The 16,801-nt window shown below is 71.1% G+C and carries 10 protein-coding genes; 6 read left to right on the forward strand and 4 right to left on the reverse strand.

Translation table 11 applies throughout. The features are described 5' to 3' along the window. Nucleotides 1–161: 161 nt before the first annotated feature. The 4 genes from TsocGM_RS04415 to TsocGM_RS04430 are packed head-to-tail and all read left to right on the forward strand — an operon-like array spanning nucleotide 162 to nucleotide 8,815. Nucleotides 162–1,238: an undecaprenyl-diphosphate phosphatase gene (locus TsocGM_RS04415; protein WP_126724109.1), complete on the forward strand. Its 1,077-nt coding sequence runs from the start codon at nucleotides 162–164 to the stop codon at nucleotides 1,236–1,238. Then, nucleotides 1,153–4,440 carry a PD-(D/E)XK nuclease family protein gene (locus TsocGM_RS04420; RefSeq protein WP_158633376.1) on the forward strand — a complete coding sequence of 1,096 codons (3,288 nt, stop codon included), beginning with the start codon at nucleotides 1,153–1,155 and terminating at the stop codon, nucleotides 4,438–4,440. Before TsocGM_RS04415 ends, TsocGM_RS04420 begins: the two co-directional genes overlap by 86 nt. After that, complete coding sequence (locus TsocGM_RS04425) at nucleotides 4,437–7,973, forward strand: UvrD-helicase domain-containing protein (RefSeq protein ID WP_126724111.1); 3,537 nt, start codon at nucleotides 4,437–4,439, stop codon at nucleotides 7,971–7,973. Before TsocGM_RS04420 ends, TsocGM_RS04425 begins: the two co-directional genes overlap by 4 nt. Then, on the forward strand, nucleotides 7,970–8,815 hold the full coding sequence (locus TsocGM_RS04430) for an inositol monophosphatase family protein (RefSeq protein WP_126724112.1): 846 nt from the start codon (nucleotides 7,970–7,972) through the stop codon (nucleotides 8,813–8,815). Before TsocGM_RS04425 ends, TsocGM_RS04430 begins: the two co-directional genes overlap by 4 nt. 123 nt (nucleotides 8,816–8,938) lie before the next feature. On the opposite strand, the gene TsocGM_RS04435 is transcribed toward TsocGM_RS04430, so the two are convergent. Next, nucleotides 8,939–10,783, reverse strand: a complete 1,845-nt coding sequence (locus TsocGM_RS04435) for a peptidase MA family metallohydrolase (RefSeq protein WP_126724113.1) — start codon at nucleotides 10,781–10,783, stop codon at nucleotides 8,939–8,941. Nucleotides 10,784–11,425: 642 nt separating this feature from the next. Between TsocGM_RS04435 and rsmD the strand changes: the two genes are divergently transcribed. Continuing rightward, nucleotides 11,426–12,028: a 16S rRNA (guanine(966)-N(2))-methyltransferase RsmD gene (rsmD, locus tag TsocGM_RS04440; RefSeq protein WP_261341620.1), complete on the forward strand. Its 603-nt coding sequence runs from the start codon at nucleotides 11,426–11,428 to the stop codon at nucleotides 12,026–12,028. Continuing rightward, nucleotides 12,029–13,330 carry a CCA tRNA nucleotidyltransferase gene (locus tag TsocGM_RS04445; RefSeq protein WP_126724115.1) on the forward strand — a complete coding sequence of 434 codons (1,302 nt, stop codon included), beginning with the start codon at nucleotides 12,029–12,031 and terminating at the stop codon, nucleotides 13,328–13,330. A 6-nt stretch (nucleotides 13,331–13,336) separates the two neighbouring features. On the opposite strand, the gene TsocGM_RS04450 is transcribed toward TsocGM_RS04445, so the two are convergent. The 3 genes from TsocGM_RS04450 to TsocGM_RS04460 form a co-directional block, all read right to left on the reverse strand. Continuing rightward, entirely contained in the window at nucleotides 13,337–13,855 is a 519-nt protein-coding gene (locus tag TsocGM_RS04450) for a 3-hydroxyacyl-ACP dehydratase FabZ family protein (RefSeq protein ID WP_126724116.1), read from the reverse strand. A 190-nt stretch (nucleotides 13,856–14,045) separates the two neighbouring features. Then, nucleotides 14,046–15,353 (reverse strand): homoserine dehydrogenase, encoded by a 1,308-nt coding sequence (locus tag TsocGM_RS04455; RefSeq protein WP_126724117.1) that lies wholly within the window; start codon nucleotides 15,351–15,353, stop codon nucleotides 14,046–14,048. Between the two features lie 506 nt (nucleotides 15,354–15,859). Beyond that, on the reverse strand, nucleotides 15,860–16,612 hold the full coding sequence (locus TsocGM_RS04460; protein ID WP_126724118.1) for a 3-keto-disaccharide hydrolase: 753 nt from the start codon (nucleotides 16,610–16,612) through the stop codon (nucleotides 15,860–15,862). Nucleotides 16,613–16,801: the final 189 nt, after the last annotated feature.

Consider the following 16,801-nt stretch of genomic DNA (forward strand, 5'->3'; position numbering starts at 1 on the left):
GGAGCGGCGAGCCGGCGTCCTCCGATCGGGGGCTCCGCCGGGAGGGAACGCCCGCCGAGGGAGGCGGGCCCGAAGTCTTGTTGTCGATCGAAGGCATTCCGCCCCTTCCGGTTCGGGCGAGGCCGAGTCGACCGGCCGGCTCCAGTGAGGTCCCCGCCTTCATGGATTGGCTCGAAGCGCTGACCCTGGCGGTGATCCAGGGCCTGACGGAATTCCTCCCGGTTTCCAGCAGCGGGCATCTCTCGGTGGCCGACGCCGCCTTCGAGGCGATCCGGGGGGCGCCGACCGAGGGCGGGCTCTTTTTCGCCGTGATGCTGCATGTCGGCACGCTGGGGGCGATCGTCGCCTACTACCGGAAGCCGGCCCTTCGAGGAGCCGTCGACCTGGTCGGTGGGGGCATCCGCCGGGAGACCTCGAACCCCGCCCAGGCCCTGGTGATCCGGTCGGTCTTGCTGGCCTGCGTGGCGACCCTGCCGGCGGTCGTCGTCGGGCTGGGGCTGGAGGACCAGGTCGAGGCGGCCTTTGAGAGCCGACTGGCGCCGGCCTTCGGTTTCCTCGTCACCGCGACGCTTCTCCTGGCCGTCGGTCGGCTTCCCGAGGGGGAAAAGGGCCCCTCCCAGACCTCCTGGCGGGACGCGCTGCTGGTTGGGATGGCCCAGGCGATTGCAATCACGCCCGGGATCAGCCGCAGCGGCTCGACGATTGCCGCGGCGCTCGCCCTGGGATTCTCCCGGACCTGGGCGGTCGGCTTCAGCCTCTTGATGGCGGTGCCCGCGATCCTCGGTGCCGCCCTGCTGGAGGCGAAGGACATCGACCCAGGCTCGCTCTCGCCCGAGACGGTGCGGATGACCGCCTCGGCGACCGCCCTGGCCGGGGTGATCGGATACGGCGCGATTGCCTGGCTGGTCCGGATTGTCCGGGCCGGTCGGCTGTGGTATTTTTCTGTATACCTGCTCGTGATGTCGGGCGTCGTGCTCGGCTCGGTCGCCCTCTCGGAGGGACCTTCGTCGAGTGGGGAGAGGCGAGGCGAGCGATCGTCGTCGGTGGAGAGGACCGATGGGCAAGGCCGCCGATCGGAGGCTCTGGACCGGCCCGGTGGGGTCATCCTGGGCGGATCGGGTGCGGGGGCAGTGGGGGGCGTCGACCTGGGTCATGCCGACCCCGCTGGCCAGGGATCGTCTGGCCCGTCGGCTGTCGCTGGCGTCGGGGACGATCGGCCCGTCCCGGTCGGAGAGTGACCGGGTTTACTGCTGGGACGATCTGTGGCGGTCCCTCCGGGCCGATCGGCTCGACGGGCCGCTGGTGCTCTCGCCGGCCGGTACCCGAGCGGCGCTGGTGGAGGCGATCGATCGGGCCCGGCGGGAGGGGGAGCTGACGGTCTCGGCCTCCGTGGCCGGCTCGTCCGGGTTCCGACGGCGGGTCGCTCGTCGGATCGCTCCCTGGATGTCCGCCGGCCGGGCTCCGGACGACCTGCCGGCGCCGACGGGGGCGGTCGAGCTCGAGCTGCATCGGATCTACCGTCGCTACAACGAGGTGCTCGCCCGGCTTGGCGCGGTCGACGCTCCTGGCCTGGAGGCGTACTATGCGTCGCTCTATCGTCTGACCCGGGAACTCCCCCGGTCGTGGGGGAGAGTGGATCGGCTGGTCCTGGTCGAGCCCCCTGCCGAGGACCGTCCGGTTCGGCTGGCGATCGATGCGATGCGGCATTCGATCCGGCAACTCGGCGTGGTGCTGACCTTCGACGGCGACCCGAGCCGCGCCGAGGTCGACGCGACGGCCGCCCGATTCCGAGAGCGCCTGCTCTCCTGGGGATTCCTCGAGGAGCGGATTGAGCCCCCCGAGGATCGGCCGGCCGGCCTCCTGGCGATCGGCCAGGCGCTGTTTCGCGAGGGGGATCCGGGCGGATACCGGATCGACCGGTCCGAGGGGATCGCCCTGCGGGGGGCCTCGACCGGCGAGGGGCTGGCCCGGCTGGCCGCGGTGTGGGCGAGACGGCTCCTGGACGAGGGGGAGGCGCCGGAGGAGCTGATCATCCTCGTGCGCTCCTGGGACGAGCAGTCGAGGATCGCCCTCGACCAGCTTCGCACCTGGGGCCTCCCCGTGGGCAACGGGAAGGGGAGGGGAATTGCCTCGGACGCGGCCGTCCAGGCGCTCCGGCTGGCGATGACCATCCCGGTGGAGGACTGGGATACCGACCTCCTCGGCCGGTTGCTCCGCAACGGCCGGCTCCGGCCCGACTGGAACGAGGCGGCCGCGCACCCGATGGCCCTGGCCGCCACGGCGGCCGCCTTGCGCGAGACTCGCGTCTTCCGGGGCCGGGACGCCATCGCCGAGGCGATCGACCGGATGGGGGGAGATCCTTCCCCCGAGGCGGAGCAGAGCGGCGGCAAGCCGGATTACCTGCGCCGGTACCGTCAGCGCCGCTCCTGGCTCGCCGGGATCGCCGGGCCGGTGTTCGGGAGGTTGTCGGCGTTGATCGATGCGGTCGCCCAGCAAGGGCCGTGGGCCTCGCAGGTGGACCGCCTCTCCCGGCTGGCGACGGGCCTGGGGCTCGACCCGAACGAGGAGCCGCTGGGCCTCCTCTTCGCCGCCCTGGATGATCACGGCCTGGTGCTCGATGGGGTCGGTCGCGGCGGTGAGCCCTGGACCTGGGCCGCGTTCGTCGCCGAGGTGGAGGCGATTCTCCGGGATCTGCCGGCCCCGGAAGCTCCGGGGTCGGGAGCGCTCCGCATGGCGACGGTCGACGAGGCCGCCGGGGTCGTCTCCCGGCACGTCCTGCTGACGAACCTGGCCGAGGGGGCGTTTCCCGATCGTTCCGCCGTCGGGCCGGCCGCCGAGCCGGACGACGGCTCCCATGACGAACCGGAGCCCGGGGACGACTCGTCGACCGAACCGGACGCCGAGCCGGGGCGGGCCGAGCTCGGCGTCCGGGACCTCCGGATCGGCCCGCTTCGCCTGCCATTCGACCCGGCCCCGACCGCTCCCTCCCGACCGACCCCCTTCGGCCGGGAGATGGCCCGGTTCCTCCGCGTCATCGGTTCGGCCGAGCGGAGCCTGACGCTGGCCTACCCGACGGCCGACGAGAAGGGGGTGGCTCTGTCCGACTCCGGGTTCCTGGCTGAGGTCAAGGCGCTGCTTACGCCGGACGTGGACAGGGAGATCGTCCGGGAAGACCGCTCGCTCGACCCCGCACTGCGGGAGACGACGCCGCAATCGCCGCTCGAACACCGAGTCCGGGCGATGGCGAGGGCCGCGATCGAGGACCCGAGCATCCTGTCGAGTCTGGCACGATCTCCCGAGCACCGCTCGGCGCTGCTCGCGTCGGCCTCCGCCCTGCTGGTCAACGAGCGGAGAGCTCGGGCGGCATCGTGGCGGAGGGTCCGGCAGCCGCTTAGCCGGTACGAGGGAGTGCTCCGCGATCCGGCGATCGTCTCCCGACTCGCAAGCGACTTCGGGCCGGAGTACGCGTTCAGTGCCAGCCAGCTGGAATCGATGGCGTTCTGCCCGTTCCAGTTCTTCCTCCGATACGTCCTGCGGCTCGACCCGATCGAGGAGCGCGACGAGCTTGAGGAGGACCGCACCCTCGGCGGCAGCCGGATGCACGCGGCGCTGGAGTCGCTCCATATCGCGCTGAGGGACGATCCCCCCGGAGACGGCATCTCGCTCGACGAGGCGGTGGCCGACCGCATCGAGCTCGCCGTCCGTGACCAGCTTGAACGCGAGGCGGAGCCCCCCTCCGACGTGGGCCGGGCCTTGCGGGCGATCGAGGCGGAGCGGATGGTCCGGGTCGGCAAGACCTACGCCGACCAGTTCCGGAGGTATGCCGAATCCCATGGCCTGGGACTCCGACCCGCTCACTTCGAGTTCCAGTTCGGCAGCGGGAACGAGGGGACCGGCCCGGCGCTGGTGATCGGTGAGGGGCAAGGGCAGGTCCGATTGCAGGGGATGATCGACCGGATCGACGTGGCGCACCACCCCTCCGGCCTGTTGTTCCGAGTGATCGACTACAAGACCGGCTCGACGCCGTCTCGGACGAAATTGCAGAAGGGACTGGCGCTGCAACTGCCGCTCTACGCGATGGCCGTCGAGCGGGCGTTTCCCCCCGAGCCGGCTCCAAGGGCGCTGGATGCCGGCTACTGGGCCTTGCGGGGCAAGGGGTATACCCCCCTGGTGACCATGGCCGAGTATCGGGACGGCGACCTGCGTCCAGGGAAGGTCTGGGAGCCCGGCCCCGAGAAGATCGTCGGCTTCGTGCTCGACCTGGTCGACCGCCTCCGCCGGGGCATGCTGCCGGTCCATCCCGCCGAGCCGGATTGCGACCGCACGTGCGACTACCGCACCGTCTGCCGAATCCACCAGGTCCGGCAGGCCCGCAAGCCCTGGCCGGAGGCCCCGACCATGAGCGACCCCGACCAACCTGGCGAGGAGGACGGCCGATGAGCGATCCCGGACTCGCCGATCTGGCTTCCCGAGTGCTCGCCCCTCCTCCCCCCCCCACCCCGGAGCAGCGGCAGGCCCTCGAGGCGATCGTCAGCGTGGCGCTCAGCTCCGGCGCCGGCTGCGGCAAGACCCGGGTGCTGACCGATCGGTTCGTGAAGGCGCTCGAGAACCGAATCCCGATTGATCGGCTGGTCGCCGTCACCTTCACCGAGAAGGCGGCGGCCGAGATGAGGGGCCGCATCCGGGCCGAGTGCCGGCGCCGGATCGCCTCGGCCGGGGACGACGCTGGGCAGTGGCGCCGGGTGCTTCGGGCCCTCGAGGCGGGGAGGATCGGCACCTTCCACGGCTTCTGTCTCGACCTGCTGCGGCGGTTCCCGGTCCAGGCCGGCCTGCCTCCGGAGTTCTCCGTCCTGGAGGAATCGGTGGCGCCGACGCTCCGGGACGACGCCCTCCGCTCGTGCTTTCGCCGCTGGCTGGCCGACAGTCATCCGGACCTGATCGCCCTCGCGGTCGAGCTGGGGCTGGATGCCGTCCGGGAGGGGCTCCGCTCCCTGCTGCTCGGCCGGGTCCTGGCCGATCCGGGACGGTGGGCGCAGCTCAGCCCGGAGGAGCTGATGGAGCACTGGCGGGAACGATGGTCGGTCGAGGGGCGTCCCGCCCTCCTCCGTCGCTTCGTTGAGGATGCCCGGCCGCTGCTCGATCTGCTGCGGGAGTACGAGTGCGAGCACCCCGTCGGGGCGGAGCGCCGGGCGGTCCTGCTCTCCGAGATCCCGATGTTGCCCGAGGCCCCGCACCCGGAGCTGTCCTTCGACGTGATCCGGGAGCACGCGACCGTCTCCGGAGGGGGGACGGGCAAGCACTGGCCGGCGATCGCCGTGTACGAGGCGGTGCGCGACCATTACAAAACGCTCCGAGACGCGGTCGATCGTGCCCGCAAGGCGATCCGGTGGGACGAGGACCTCACTCGTCGCTCCGCCGAGCTTGGCGTCCGGTTCGCCCGACTGGCTCGGGAGGCGCTTGAAGAGGTCGACGCGCTAAAGCGTCGTCGAGAGCTGGCCGACTTCGACGACCTGCTCGTCCGAGCCCGTTCCCTGCTGGAGTCGGACGCGGACGCCCGGGGCCGGATCCGGGACGAGATCGCGCTGCTGCTCGTCGATGAATTCCAGGACACCGACCCGGTGCAGGGGGCGATCGTCCAGACGCTGGCCGGCGACGCCCTGGAGGCGGGCCGGCTGTTTCTGGTCGGCGACTCGAAGCAGTCGATCTACCGCTTCCGGGGGGCGGAGCCGCAGATCTTCGATCGCTTCCGGTCGGCCCTGCCCGGGGACGGCCGCCTCTCGCTGACGGGGAACTTCCGCAGCGTGCCGGGGGTGATCCATTTCGTCAACGCCCTCTTCCACGACCTGTACGCCGACCCCTCGGAGGCCCTTCGCGCCGAGCGCGACGTGCCGGCGGCCGAGGAGGACCCGCCAAGCGTCGAGTTTCTCTGGGCGTTCGACTCGAACACGTCCGGCAAGGGGAAGGCCGCGAACCGCCGCGTCGAGGCCGGCTGGATCGCCCGCCTGATCGCCGATCGACTGGACCAGGGGTGGCGGATCCCGGACCCGAAGGATGGCTCCTGGCGGCTTGCGAGGCCATCCGATGTGGCGATCCTGTTTCGGGCGCTGACCACCGTCGGCGTTTATGAACAGGCGTTGGCCGATGAGGGGCTGGACTACCACACGGTTGACGGCTCGGCCTTCTTCGCTCAGCAGGAGGTGCTCGACGTCGTCAACCTGCTGGCGGCGATCGAGGACCCGTTCGACCCGCTCTCGCTGGCCTCCTCGCTGCGCAGCCCGATCTTCTGCCTAAGCGACGAAGGGCTGTACTGGCTGGCCAACGCCCGGCCCAACGACCGCCCGGCGGATCTGCTCCAGAACCTCCGCCGGGCGGAGCACGTCGCCGAACTCGGCCGGGTCGATCGTCGGCGGGCGATCCGGGCCCGGACCTTGCTGGACCGCTGGCGGTTGCTGAAGGACCGGGCGCCGATCGCGACCTTGCTGGACCGCGTGCTCGACGAGTCGGGCTTCGAGGCCGCCGTGGCCGCCGAGCCGCTGGGGGACCGGAAACGGGGGAACATCCGCAAGCTCGTCCGGTTCGCCGGGGAGTACGACCGCGGCGGCTATCCGCTGGCCGACTTCGTCGCCCGGCTCCGGGCCGACCTCCGCCAGCTCGCCCGCGAGGATCAGGCCGCGACCAACACGGAGCAGGGGGACGCCGTCCGCCTGATGTCGATCCACCGCGCCAAGGGGCTCGAATTCCCGATCGTCATCGTTCCGGACCTGGACCGTGTCTCGCCGCCGTTCTCGAAGCCGGTCGTCGTGCACGACCGCTTCGGGCCGATCGTTCGAGTCGCCCCCGAGCCGGGCGAGGAGTCGTCGTTCTCGAGGCAAGACGACTCCCCGAAGGGCCTGGGAGAGCTGCTCTTTCGGTCCGCCGAGGAACTCGAGGAACGCGCCGAGGCCGACCGGCTCTTCTACGTGGCGACGACCCGGGCGGCCAGCCACCTGATCCTCTCGAATGGGCTCGACAATCCGCTGCCCCCCGGGCCGGGGGAGCAGGAGGCTCCGTCACGACGGTGCTATCGCCCATCGTCTCCGGCGATGGAGCGGATCGCCCGACGCTTCGACCTGGCGACCGGCATGCTGAAGGACCGGCTCCCCGAACACTGGCCGGCTCCTCGAGTCCATGTGATCCGCACCTCTCCGGAGCGGCAATCGCTCCGCGGAGCGGCCCGTCGCCGTCGGGCGGATCGGCTGACGATCGTCCGAAGCATCACCCGGGTGCGTCCCGAACCGGAGCCGGAGCGGGTGGCGGCCGTTCTCCTCCCGGGTTGGGTGGAACACGATCCCGAAGCGGGGCTCTCGCCGTTCTCGGCCCGGGTGCTCCGCCTGGTGCTGGCGGTGGTTGGCGACCCGGAGGCGAGCTGGGCATCGGATCCGTCCTCGGCGATCGCGAAGGCGGCCCGGGCCACGATCCCGGCGTCGCCGACCCGAGTCGCGGAGGAGGCCCGGGGCCTGTTGCTCCCCTGGCTGAACGGCGGCCTTGCGCGGCGGATCGCGGCGGCCGACGAGCGCGTCGGGCGCATCTCCTGGACGATCGGCGGCGACGGCGAGGGCCAGGACGCCTCGAGCGTGGTTCATCGCGGCGTACTGGACCTGGCGTTCCGGGAGGGCCGGGCCTGGCGGATCATCTGCTGGGAGCACCCGGAATCTCCTCCGGGCCAGGCGGCTCGCCGACTGGTACTCTCGGGCCGGGCGGCGCCGGGCCTGGGGCTAGGGCGGGTCGCGGGGGGCTGGCTCGTCTCCCTCGGGCCCGACCCGGCCGGGGCGAGGGAGGAGGCCCTCGACGGACGGCAACTCTCCCGTACAATCCCCGGCGACGATCCCCGACGATCTTCCCCCGGTTCCCACCCCCGCCCCCGGCCCCGGCCCCGATCCGGCTCGGCCACCCGGCCGACGGGAGGGGCGCCCTCCACCGAGTCCGACGCATGAGCCCCGCCTCCGATCCGAAGTCCCTCCAGGCCGACCTCGACCTCGCCCTCCGGCTGGCCGAGCACGCCTCGGAGGTCATCCTGCCGAAGTTCCGCCGCTGCGCCGTCGAGATCAAGCCGGACGGCACCGAAGTCACGGCCGCCGACCGTTCCGCCGAGGAAGTCATCCGCGACGTGCTCGGCCGAGAGCGGCCGGGTGACGGCGTGCTCGGCGAGGAGTTCCCCGAGCGCGTCGCGGCGGAGGGGATCTCCCGCCAGTGGATCGTCGATCCGATCGACGGCACGGCCGCCTTCGCGCTTGGCCTGCCGACCTTCGGCACCCTGATCGCGCTGATGGAGGGAGGGGAACCGGTCGTGGGAGTCATCCACCTGCCCGCCATGGGAGAGACGACCTACGCCGCGATCGGCCTCGGCTGCTGGTGGCGTCCCTCCCCCGGCGAGCCGGCCGAGCGCGTTCGAGTGGCTCCGCCGACTCCGCTGGGCGAGGCCTACGCCTCGACCACCAACCCCCGCTCCAGCGACATCGTCTCCAGGCCCGGCCAGGTCCGCTACCGTCTCGGCACGCTCATCCGATCGGCCGGCAAGTTCCGGTTCGTGGGGGATTGCGTTCAGTTCGCCCTCGTCTGCCGAGGACGCTTGCACGTGGCCTTCGACTCGATGATGGCCCCCTGGGACATCGCCGCGCTGGTCCCCTGCATCGAGGAGGCGGGCGGTGTCGCCTCGGCCCTCGACGGCTCCCGTCCTGGGATCGTCTTCAGCCGGAGCGTGCTCAGCTCGTGCGACCCGGAGCTGCACCGAGAGGTGCTTCGCGTGCTGACCCCGGACGAGACCGATCCAGAATGACGCATCCTTGATGGCCAATGAATGGGCCATGCCGGAAGGCCGATAAGGGATGACACGCTCGGATGACCACCGGTGCCCGGCGATTCCCGGCGTCATCCCTCATCCGCCTTCAGGAGGCGATCGTCATCGCGCTTGGGCCGCTCCGCCTTCCGGCCGAGCGGCGATCGCTTCGGTTCCACCCCCGCGCCGGGCATGGGAGAGCCATCGGGCGTGGAGGTCGTCGAACCCCTCGAAGCCGTAGATCTGGCGAAGGGCGGGCTCGATGCCGAGCCGTTCGGAGGCTCGGAGGAAGGAGACGAGCCGGTCCGGGGAGTCGAGCTGGATGAGGTATCGGGTGAGCGAGGTGCTCTGGGCGATGAACAGGTCCCAGTATCGGCCGTCGGGCATGGGGGCGGTCATCAGGGCGCCGGATCGGAAGACGCGTCCCTCGGCCAGTGCGGTATTGAGGGAGGAGAGCCGGTCGGCCTGGGCCTCGATCGGCTCGGCGAGCACGGCGAGGCCCTCGTCGACCCACCGAGGAAGCTGTCGGGTCGGGAAGAGGTCGGCCATGACGACGTGGGCGACCTCGTGAGGCACGACCGCCTCGACCAGCCCAAGGCGATCGGCCCGCAGGTTGATCCGGCGGGCCACCACCTTGCCCGCGCTGAGGCCCATGGTCGAGAAGCCGGGAGAGCTTCCCGGCTGGCCGGTCATCTGGGAGAAGATGGCGGCGTCGGGGTAGACGTACACGTCGCACCTGGGGGACCAGGGGGCAGGCGTCTCGGCCCCGTTCCAGTACCGGAACAGTTCGGCCCTCGCCTGTTCGGCCCTCCGGGCGATGCGGTCGGCCAGGGAGGCATCGGCATGGAAGATCCGGAAGTTCTCGGTTTCCATCACCTGCCACGAGCCTCCCGGGGAGGACTTGGGGACCGACGAGGAGTCGCCGTCTGGATCCGGCTCGGACTGCCCCCGGATGACGAAGGAGCTGGGCCGCGCGCCGACGGCGGCCGAACGCTCGGTGGCCAGGCGGCGGAGGTATTCGCTGAACCAAAGCTCGGGGGCCAGGGCGCGGACCTCCTTGATCTCGGCGTGGATGGACGCCCATTCGGTCGGGCTGGTCGGCTGGGCGTTGATTCGCTTCGCCACGGCCACGAACCGGCAATAGGCCCACACCGGGCGGTGTGACTCCGGCAATTCTCCCTTCCGGTAGAGGCGGGCGTAGATCGCTCCTGCTTCCTCGTACTTCTGGGCTCGGAAGGCCGCATCGGCCGACCGGAGCTGTTCGGCCGCGGTTGCCGGGGCCGGCGACGAGGGGGAAGGCGTCGGGGCCTCCGATCCCGGGCTGGCCATCGGGGCGGAATCGGCCGGGGCGGCGTTCCGGGCCGGGGCGACCTCCCGATCGATTCGAGAGGGGGCCGGCGAGGACCGTGGTGGAGTCCCGGGATCGACGGACAGGAGGGCCGGAGCCTCTGGGCGAGGCCTGGGGTTGGCCGGAGGCGGAATCGTCTCGGGGGCGGGCGACTCCGGCGACGGTTGACCGGCCGGGGGTACGACGGGGGAGGGAACCGGCTCGGACCGCTCGGGAGATTCGGGGGTGTCCGCCGGGGAGTCGGTCGGCGTCGCCTCCGGCGACGAGGCCGGATCCGGCGCCGGTCGTCGGGAGCGGTTGATGATGAGCAGGTTCTCGCGATAGGAGCGGGCGCGGAGCGCGTCGCCAGCGGCCTCGGCCTGGGAGGCGGCCCGTTCGTAGGCGCGGCGGAGGTCGTCGAGCACGGCCGGCCGCTCGGCCGCGGGGGCGGCGATCAGCGCCGACTCCAGCAGCTTGACGGCGGCCGGCCCGTCTCCTCGGCCGAGTGCCTCCCGGCCGGCCTCCAGGTCATCGCCGGCCGGGGCGGCTCGGCCGATCGTCGACATCGCGAGCGGGAGCAGCAGGATGAGCCTCAGCGCCAGGGCCGGCGCGGCCGGGCGCGGGGAGCAGGGCCGGTGCATGACGATCCGTGTCCTCGGTTGGTGGAGCCGGCCCGAATCCGGACGGACCCGACCCGGGATCGGGTCGATCGCCCAGCCGCTCCTGGGGGCGCGTCGATGAGTCGGGAGGTGCGGGGTCGTGATGCGGTTCGACGGGCCGAGAGGCCGGGAGCCGTCGCGTCGGGCCGACCCAGGCGTCCTGGGGGTCGACCTCGCCGAGAGTCGGTCAAGGGGGCATCGCTCGTGTTGCCGGTCATCGACGGCCAGACACGGGGCGTTGCGAATCCTGCGGGCAATCCGAGCGAGGAGTATGGCCAGGATGCCCGGGACGGTCAACCCGAACCGCCATGGGAGACGAACCGTCGCCGATGGGGCCCTCTCCTGGCCGCCGAGAAGGGAGACCGTCTTCCGGAAGCCCGACGATCGAGGGCTCGGAGCGAGTCGCCTCGGTCGGCCGAGCAGACCGTCAGGGGATGCTCGGTTCTTGAAGCCGGCATGGCCTCCGCTCGGGGAGCCGGGTGCTCGAGGAGCACTGATCCCCGGCGGCAGGGCGGGGACGAGCCGATCGACCCGGGGAGAGCCCTCGGGCGAGGCTGATCGGTCGGGCCATCCCTGGTATGATGGGACAATGGGGCATCGGCCGATCGGGACGCGAGGCGGACGATCCAGGAGGGGCGAGGAACGATGCGGATCATCGCCGGCATCCGGCGCGGGCATACGATCCAGGGGCCGAGCGGTTCGGATCGGACCCGGCCGACGAGCGATATGGTGCGCGAATCGATCTTCAACATCGTCGGGCCGGAGGTCGACGGCCGACCGGTGATCGACCTCTTCGCCGGCACTGGAGCGCTCGGGCTGGAGGCGCTGAGCCGGGGAGCGACCTCGGCCACCTTCGTCGAGAAGCGGGGGCAGAACGCCGCCCTGATCCGGAAGAACCTGGCGACCTTGCGGTTCGAGGGGATGGGAGAGGTGGTCGTCGCCAACGCGTATGCCTGGGTCAATCAGCTTGAGCCCGACGCCGACGACGGGCCGGTGATCGTCTTCATCGACCCGCCCTACCGGGACTACGAGCAACAGCCGGGCAAGATCCGGACATTGTTCAAGACGCTGGTGGAGCGTCTCCCGGTCGGGTCGATGATCGTCGCCGAGGCTGGAGGCCGGCCGGATCCCGAATTGCTGCCGGATCCCGACCGCTGGGATCTGCGCCGCTACGGCGGCACTCACCTGGCGATTCGGGCCCTCGAACCCCCGGGCGAGGAGGAGTAGATGGGGGCGCAAGGCCATCGGATCGAGGACCCCGAGCGCAAGCGATCGTTTGCTGTCGAGGTGGTCCGCCGCCTGAGGGAGGCCGGCCACCGGGCACTCTGGGCCGGCGGCTGCGTTCGGGACCTGCTCATCGGCCTGGAGCCGAGCGACTACGACGTGGCGACCGACGCTCCCCCCGAGCGCGTCATGCAGGTCTTCCGGCGGACGGTGCCGGTGGGGGTGAGCTTTGGCGTGGTCAAGGTGCTCGGACCAAAGGGGGCGGGGGAAGTCGAGGTCGCGACCTTCCGGAGCGACGGGGCGTACATCGACGGGAGGCGTCCCGAGTCGGTCGTCTTCAGCAGCCCGGAGGAGGACGCCTCTCGGCGGGACTTCACAATCAACGGGATGTTCCTCGACCCCATCTCGGAGGAGGTGATCGACTATGTCGGCGGCCGTCGCGACCTGGAGGCGGGGCTCCTGCGGGCCATCGGCGACCCCTCGGCGCGGTTCGAGGAGGACAAGCTGCGGCTGATCCGGGCGGTCCGCTTCGCCAGCCGGTTCGGCCTCCGGATCGAGCCCGAGACGAGGGCGGCGCTGGTGGCGATGGCGCCGAAACTGCCGGTGGTGGCCGCCGAGCGGATCGCCCAGGAGCTGCGGCGGATGCTCGTCCACCCGAGCCGGGCCGCGGCGATGAGGGAGCTCATGGAGGTCGGCCTTGCGGCGGCCATTCTGCCGGAGCTGCCTCCGCTGGTCGGCGAGCCGAGCGATCGGTCGGGGAGGGATCGCTGGGAGCACACGCTGGCGGTGCTCGAGGCCCTGCCGCACGATCCGAGGGTGCCGATCTCCCTGGCGGCGCTGCTGCTGGAGGCGTCTCGGTCGGACCCGGACGTGGTCGAGCGGGTGGCCGATCGGCTGAGACTGGCGAACGTCGAGCGGGATCGGGCCTCCTGGCTGGTCGCCCGGCATCGGGACCTGGACGATCCGGCCGCGCTCCCGGTTTCTCGGCGGAAGCGGCTGCTGGCGGAGCCAGGCATCGAGGATCTGCTGGTGCTGCTCCGGGCCGAGGCCGAGGCGTCCGGCGTCCCTGCCGAGCACGTTGAGTACTGCGAGCGCTACCTTCGGGAGCTGCCGGATGGCCCCATTCGGCCGGAGCCGTTGCTCAGCGGCAACGACCTGAAACGGCTCGGCCTTCCGCCGGGGCCGGCCTACAAGGAATGGCTCGATCGGGCCTACGATGCGCAGCTCGAGGGGACGATCGCCGATCGGGAGCAGGCGATCTCCTGGGTCGAGCGGCTGGTGGCGTCCGGGGGAGGGGCGGGATGAGCGGGTTCAGCCGTCGCCGCGCTCGCCGACGGGGGCGCCCTCGGTGGCGATGATCGGTACGCCGATGATGCGGCCGTGGTAGACCATCGTGTCGTCGACGAACCCCTGCGTGTCGAAGATGGTCTGGCGGCGGTGCAGGCGCTGGGCCTTGCCGACGATGACGAGGCGGTCGCCGGGGCGGACCTGGCCTCGGAAGCGGACGTCTTCGAGGCCGCCGAAGCCGAGGAAGCCGTCGGGCACCAGGCGGACGGCCTGGCAGTAGTAGCTGCAAAGCTGGGCGGCGACCTCGCAGATCAGGACGCCGGGCATCAGGGGGAATCCGGGGATGTGCCCTCGGCACCAGAACTCGTCGTCGGTGATGTCCTTGTAGCCAACGATCAGGTGCTCATCGGTGTCGATGTGGACGATCGCCGAGAGCTGCTCCATCTCGAAGCGCTGGGGGTTGAAGCGTCGGATCTGCTCCTGGTCGGCGACGACTCGGTCCAGGTCGATTTCGCTGGGCGGGATGATGGCGACGGGTGGCATGATAACGCTCGGTCCCCTCCGGGAGCCGTCTCTCGACCTCGGGGAAAGGGGGCACCGGCGAGGTCCTCCGGCCCGGTCGGCTGGCTCGGAATCCCTGTTTGAGTCCGCCCCGGGGGCGAACGATCCTCGTATGATGACGACCTCGCCACTGGCAAACAAGTCATTTCCCGGCGTCGCGTCGGCGTCGCAATCAGTCCTCCACGCCCAGCCGGACGCTCGGCGGCGAGACGACCAGGAGGCGGTCGATCGCATCCAGCGCCGCGTCGAGGTCGGCCTCGGAGGCGACGTGGGTCATCATCACCAGGGGGACCGGTGCGTCGGGCTGGTCGTCCTCGCCGGGGTCGTGCTGGATGACGCTGGCGATGCTCACGTTGTGTCGGCCGAGCACCTGGGCGATCGAGCCGAGCACCCCGGGGCGGTCGGCGATCGAGAACCGCAGGTAGGCCCGGCCGCGCACGTCCTTCGGGGAGCAGAGCCGGGGAGGGGGAGCCGCCTCGGGCCAGAGGGCCAGTGATCGGGCGGTCAGCGCGGCCCGGCCGACGATGACGTCGATCAGATCGCCGAGGACGGCGGAGGCCGTCGGCCCGGCGCCGGCTCCCTGGCCAGAGATGAGGGTCGATCCCACCGGATCGCCGACCGTTCGGATCGCGTTGTCGGGGCCCGATACCTCCGCCAGCGGCGACCCCTTTCTCACCAGCCGGGGGGCGACGCGCAGCTCGAGGCCGGCGTCGCCGTGGTCCCGGGCGACGGCTAGGAGCTTGACGGTGTAACCCAGCTCGGCGGCGTACTGGATGTCGGCCGATTGCAAGGTATCGATTCCCTGCTTCGGGATCATGGACGTCGTCACCGACGCCCCGAAGGCGAGCTGGGCGAGGATGGCGAGCTTGTGGGCGGTGTCGGTGCCGTCGACGTCGAGCGTCGGGTCGGCCTCGGCGTAGCCGAGGCGCTGGGCCTGGCGGAGCGCCTCGGCGTAAGAGAGGCCCGATCGCGCCATGCTGGAGAGGATGAAGTTGCAGGTGCCGTTGAGGATCGCCGCCATCGCCTTGAATCGATTGGCCGCCAGGCCAACACCGATCGTGTTGATGATCGGGATCCCGCCACCGACGGCCCCCTCGAAGGCCACGGCCCTCCCCGATCGCCGGGCGGCGGCGAAGAGCTCGGCCCCGTGCTCGGCCAGCAGCGCCTTGTTGGCCGTCACCACGTCCTTGCCCGCCTCCAGCGCCGCGAGCACCGCGGTTCGGGCCGGCTCGATTCCCCCCATCAGCTCGACCACGATGTCGACGGCCGGGTCGGCCGCCACGGCGATCGGATCGGTCGACAGGACGTCGATCGGCAGGGCGAGGCCCCTCGACTTGAGCCGGTCCCGGACGGCGACCTTCTTCAGGACCACCTCTCGGCCAGCCCTCGTGGCGAACGGCCCGTTCCGGTCCTCGACCAGCCGGGCCACCTCGGCCCCGACGGTCCCCAGGCCGAGCAGGCCGATGGAGACGGGTTGCATCGATCCTCCGTGTTCGAGCGGGCGCTCCGACCGCGATCGGGGCGGTCAGAGGGTAAGCGAACCAGGATATCATTCCCCGAGGCAGCCCGATCGGATCGGGAACGCGGTGAGGCACCAGGGCGGCAAGCCGGACCACCTTCCCAACCCTCCCTCGAGGAGCCTCGCCCCTCGCGAGACGGCCGTTCGGGCCATTGCCGCCGACGGACCTCGACCGTCCAGGAGCCCCGGCCGACTCCAGGTCCGGGAAGGCCGGGGAGGGAGAACGATCGAGGAGACCGCCCCGGGAGAGGAGATCGCCTCGCGATCCTTCGGAAGGACCCGGATCGCCAGGATCAGGATGAGGCCGACCTCCCCATCAGCGATCGGCCTCGGGGGCGGTCGGCGACCTGTCGCAATCGAACCGAGCGGGGCGACCCGGGATCATGGGAGGGCCGGAGGCCCTCCGTCCGTCCGATTCGGGAGGGGAGCCCCCCGGGGAGCCTTCGGGATCGGGCAGTCGTTTTCGCTCAGTCCAGCGGCTTGATCCGGATCTTCCGGAACTGGACCAAACTCGGCGGCCCGGTGTACTTGCCGTCCCGGAAACCGCCGTGGTGCTGGAGTTGGAGGTTGCCCCGCTCCGGGATTCCGGGGAGCTGGGCGTCCTCGAGGACGGTCACGCCGTTGAGCACGACGGTCAGCCGGTCCCCCTTCATGGTGATCTGGAACGCATTCCATTCGCCCACCGGCTTGTCGGCCTGGGTCTTCGGTGTCACGCCGGCTCGGACCTCGGGAGGCAGGGAGCCGTCCATCCGGTAGCCGTACACCTCTCCCGAGCCGATCGGCCAGCACCAGATGTTCACCTGGCTCTTGCTCGAGCCGCGGAGGTACACGCCAGAGTCCGAATCGGGCAGGGCCAGCTTCAGCGGCTTGCCGTCGACGCCCCGGGCGTGGGTGCCGTCGGGGAGCACATACGGGATGTTCGGGTTGATGTACGGCGTCTCCTTGATCCGCCACTCGAATTCCAGGACGAAGTCGCCAAACTCCTCCCTGGTCACGAGGTTCTTGTCGCCGGGAGCCTCGCTTCGGGCGTCGTAATCGATCACCGGGGAGCCGTCGACGGTGAGCACCTTCCAGTGGCCGTTGTCCCCCTCGGGGACGATCCAGTGGTCGAGCGAGCCGTCCTTGAAGAGCCAGGTCCAGCCCTCGTCGTCGGCCATCGCCGGTGAGCAGGTGATCGCCAGCGCCGCCAGAACGGCGGTCAACCAGGTGCGGAGCGTCATCGGTTCGATCCTCGGGAAGATGTCCGGGTGGGGCCGACGACCGCGTCAGGGCCCCCGAGAAGGGCCACGCTATCGGGAGCGAGCCGTCAGGTCAATCGGTCGCCGATCAGCGCGGGAATCCCTGGCGGTCGCACCGGTTGTGACGGTCGAGCGGGCCCAGGGTTGTACGGAAGTCCATCGACAGGATGG

Origin of the sequence: Tautonia sociabilis, assembly GCF_003977685.1 — a bacterium.
Lineage (GTDB): Bacteria > Planctomycetota > Planctomycetia > Isosphaerales > Isosphaeraceae > Tautonia > Tautonia sociabilis.

Bases quoted from the DNA above. Each gene is read 5' to 3' on its own strand.
- TsocGM_RS04445 (WP_126724115.1), top strand. From the start codon at position 12,029: ATGGGGGCGCAAGGCCATCGGATCGAGGACCCCGAGCGCAAGCGATCG.
- TsocGM_RS04420 (WP_158633376.1), top strand. From the start codon at position 1,153: ATGCCGACCCCGCTGGCCAGGGATCGTCTGGCCCGTCGGCTGTCGCTG.
- TsocGM_RS04455 (WP_126724117.1), bottom strand. From the start codon at position 15,353: ATGCAACCCGTCTCCATCGGCCTGCTCGGCCTGGGGACCGTCGGGGCC.
- TsocGM_RS04460 (WP_126724118.1), bottom strand. From the start codon at position 16,612: ATGACGCTCCGCACCTGGTTGACCGCCGTTCTGGCGGCGCTGGCGATC.
- TsocGM_RS04450 (WP_126724116.1), bottom strand. From the start codon at position 13,855: ATGCCACCCGTCGCCATCATCCCGCCCAGCGAAATCGACCTGGACCGA.
- TsocGM_RS04435 (WP_126724113.1), bottom strand. From the start codon at position 10,783: ATGCACCGGCCCTGCTCCCCGCGCCCGGCCGCGCCGGCCCTGGCGCTG.
- TsocGM_RS04425 (WP_126724111.1), top strand. From the start codon at position 4,437: ATGAGCGATCCCGGACTCGCCGATCTGGCTTCCCGAGTGCTCGCCCCT.
- TsocGM_RS04430 (WP_126724112.1), top strand. From the start codon at position 7,970: ATGAGCCCCGCCTCCGATCCGAAGTCCCTCCAGGCCGACCTCGACCTC.
- TsocGM_RS04415 (WP_126724109.1), top strand. From the start codon at position 162: ATGGATTGGCTCGAAGCGCTGACCCTGGCGGTGATCCAGGGCCTGACG.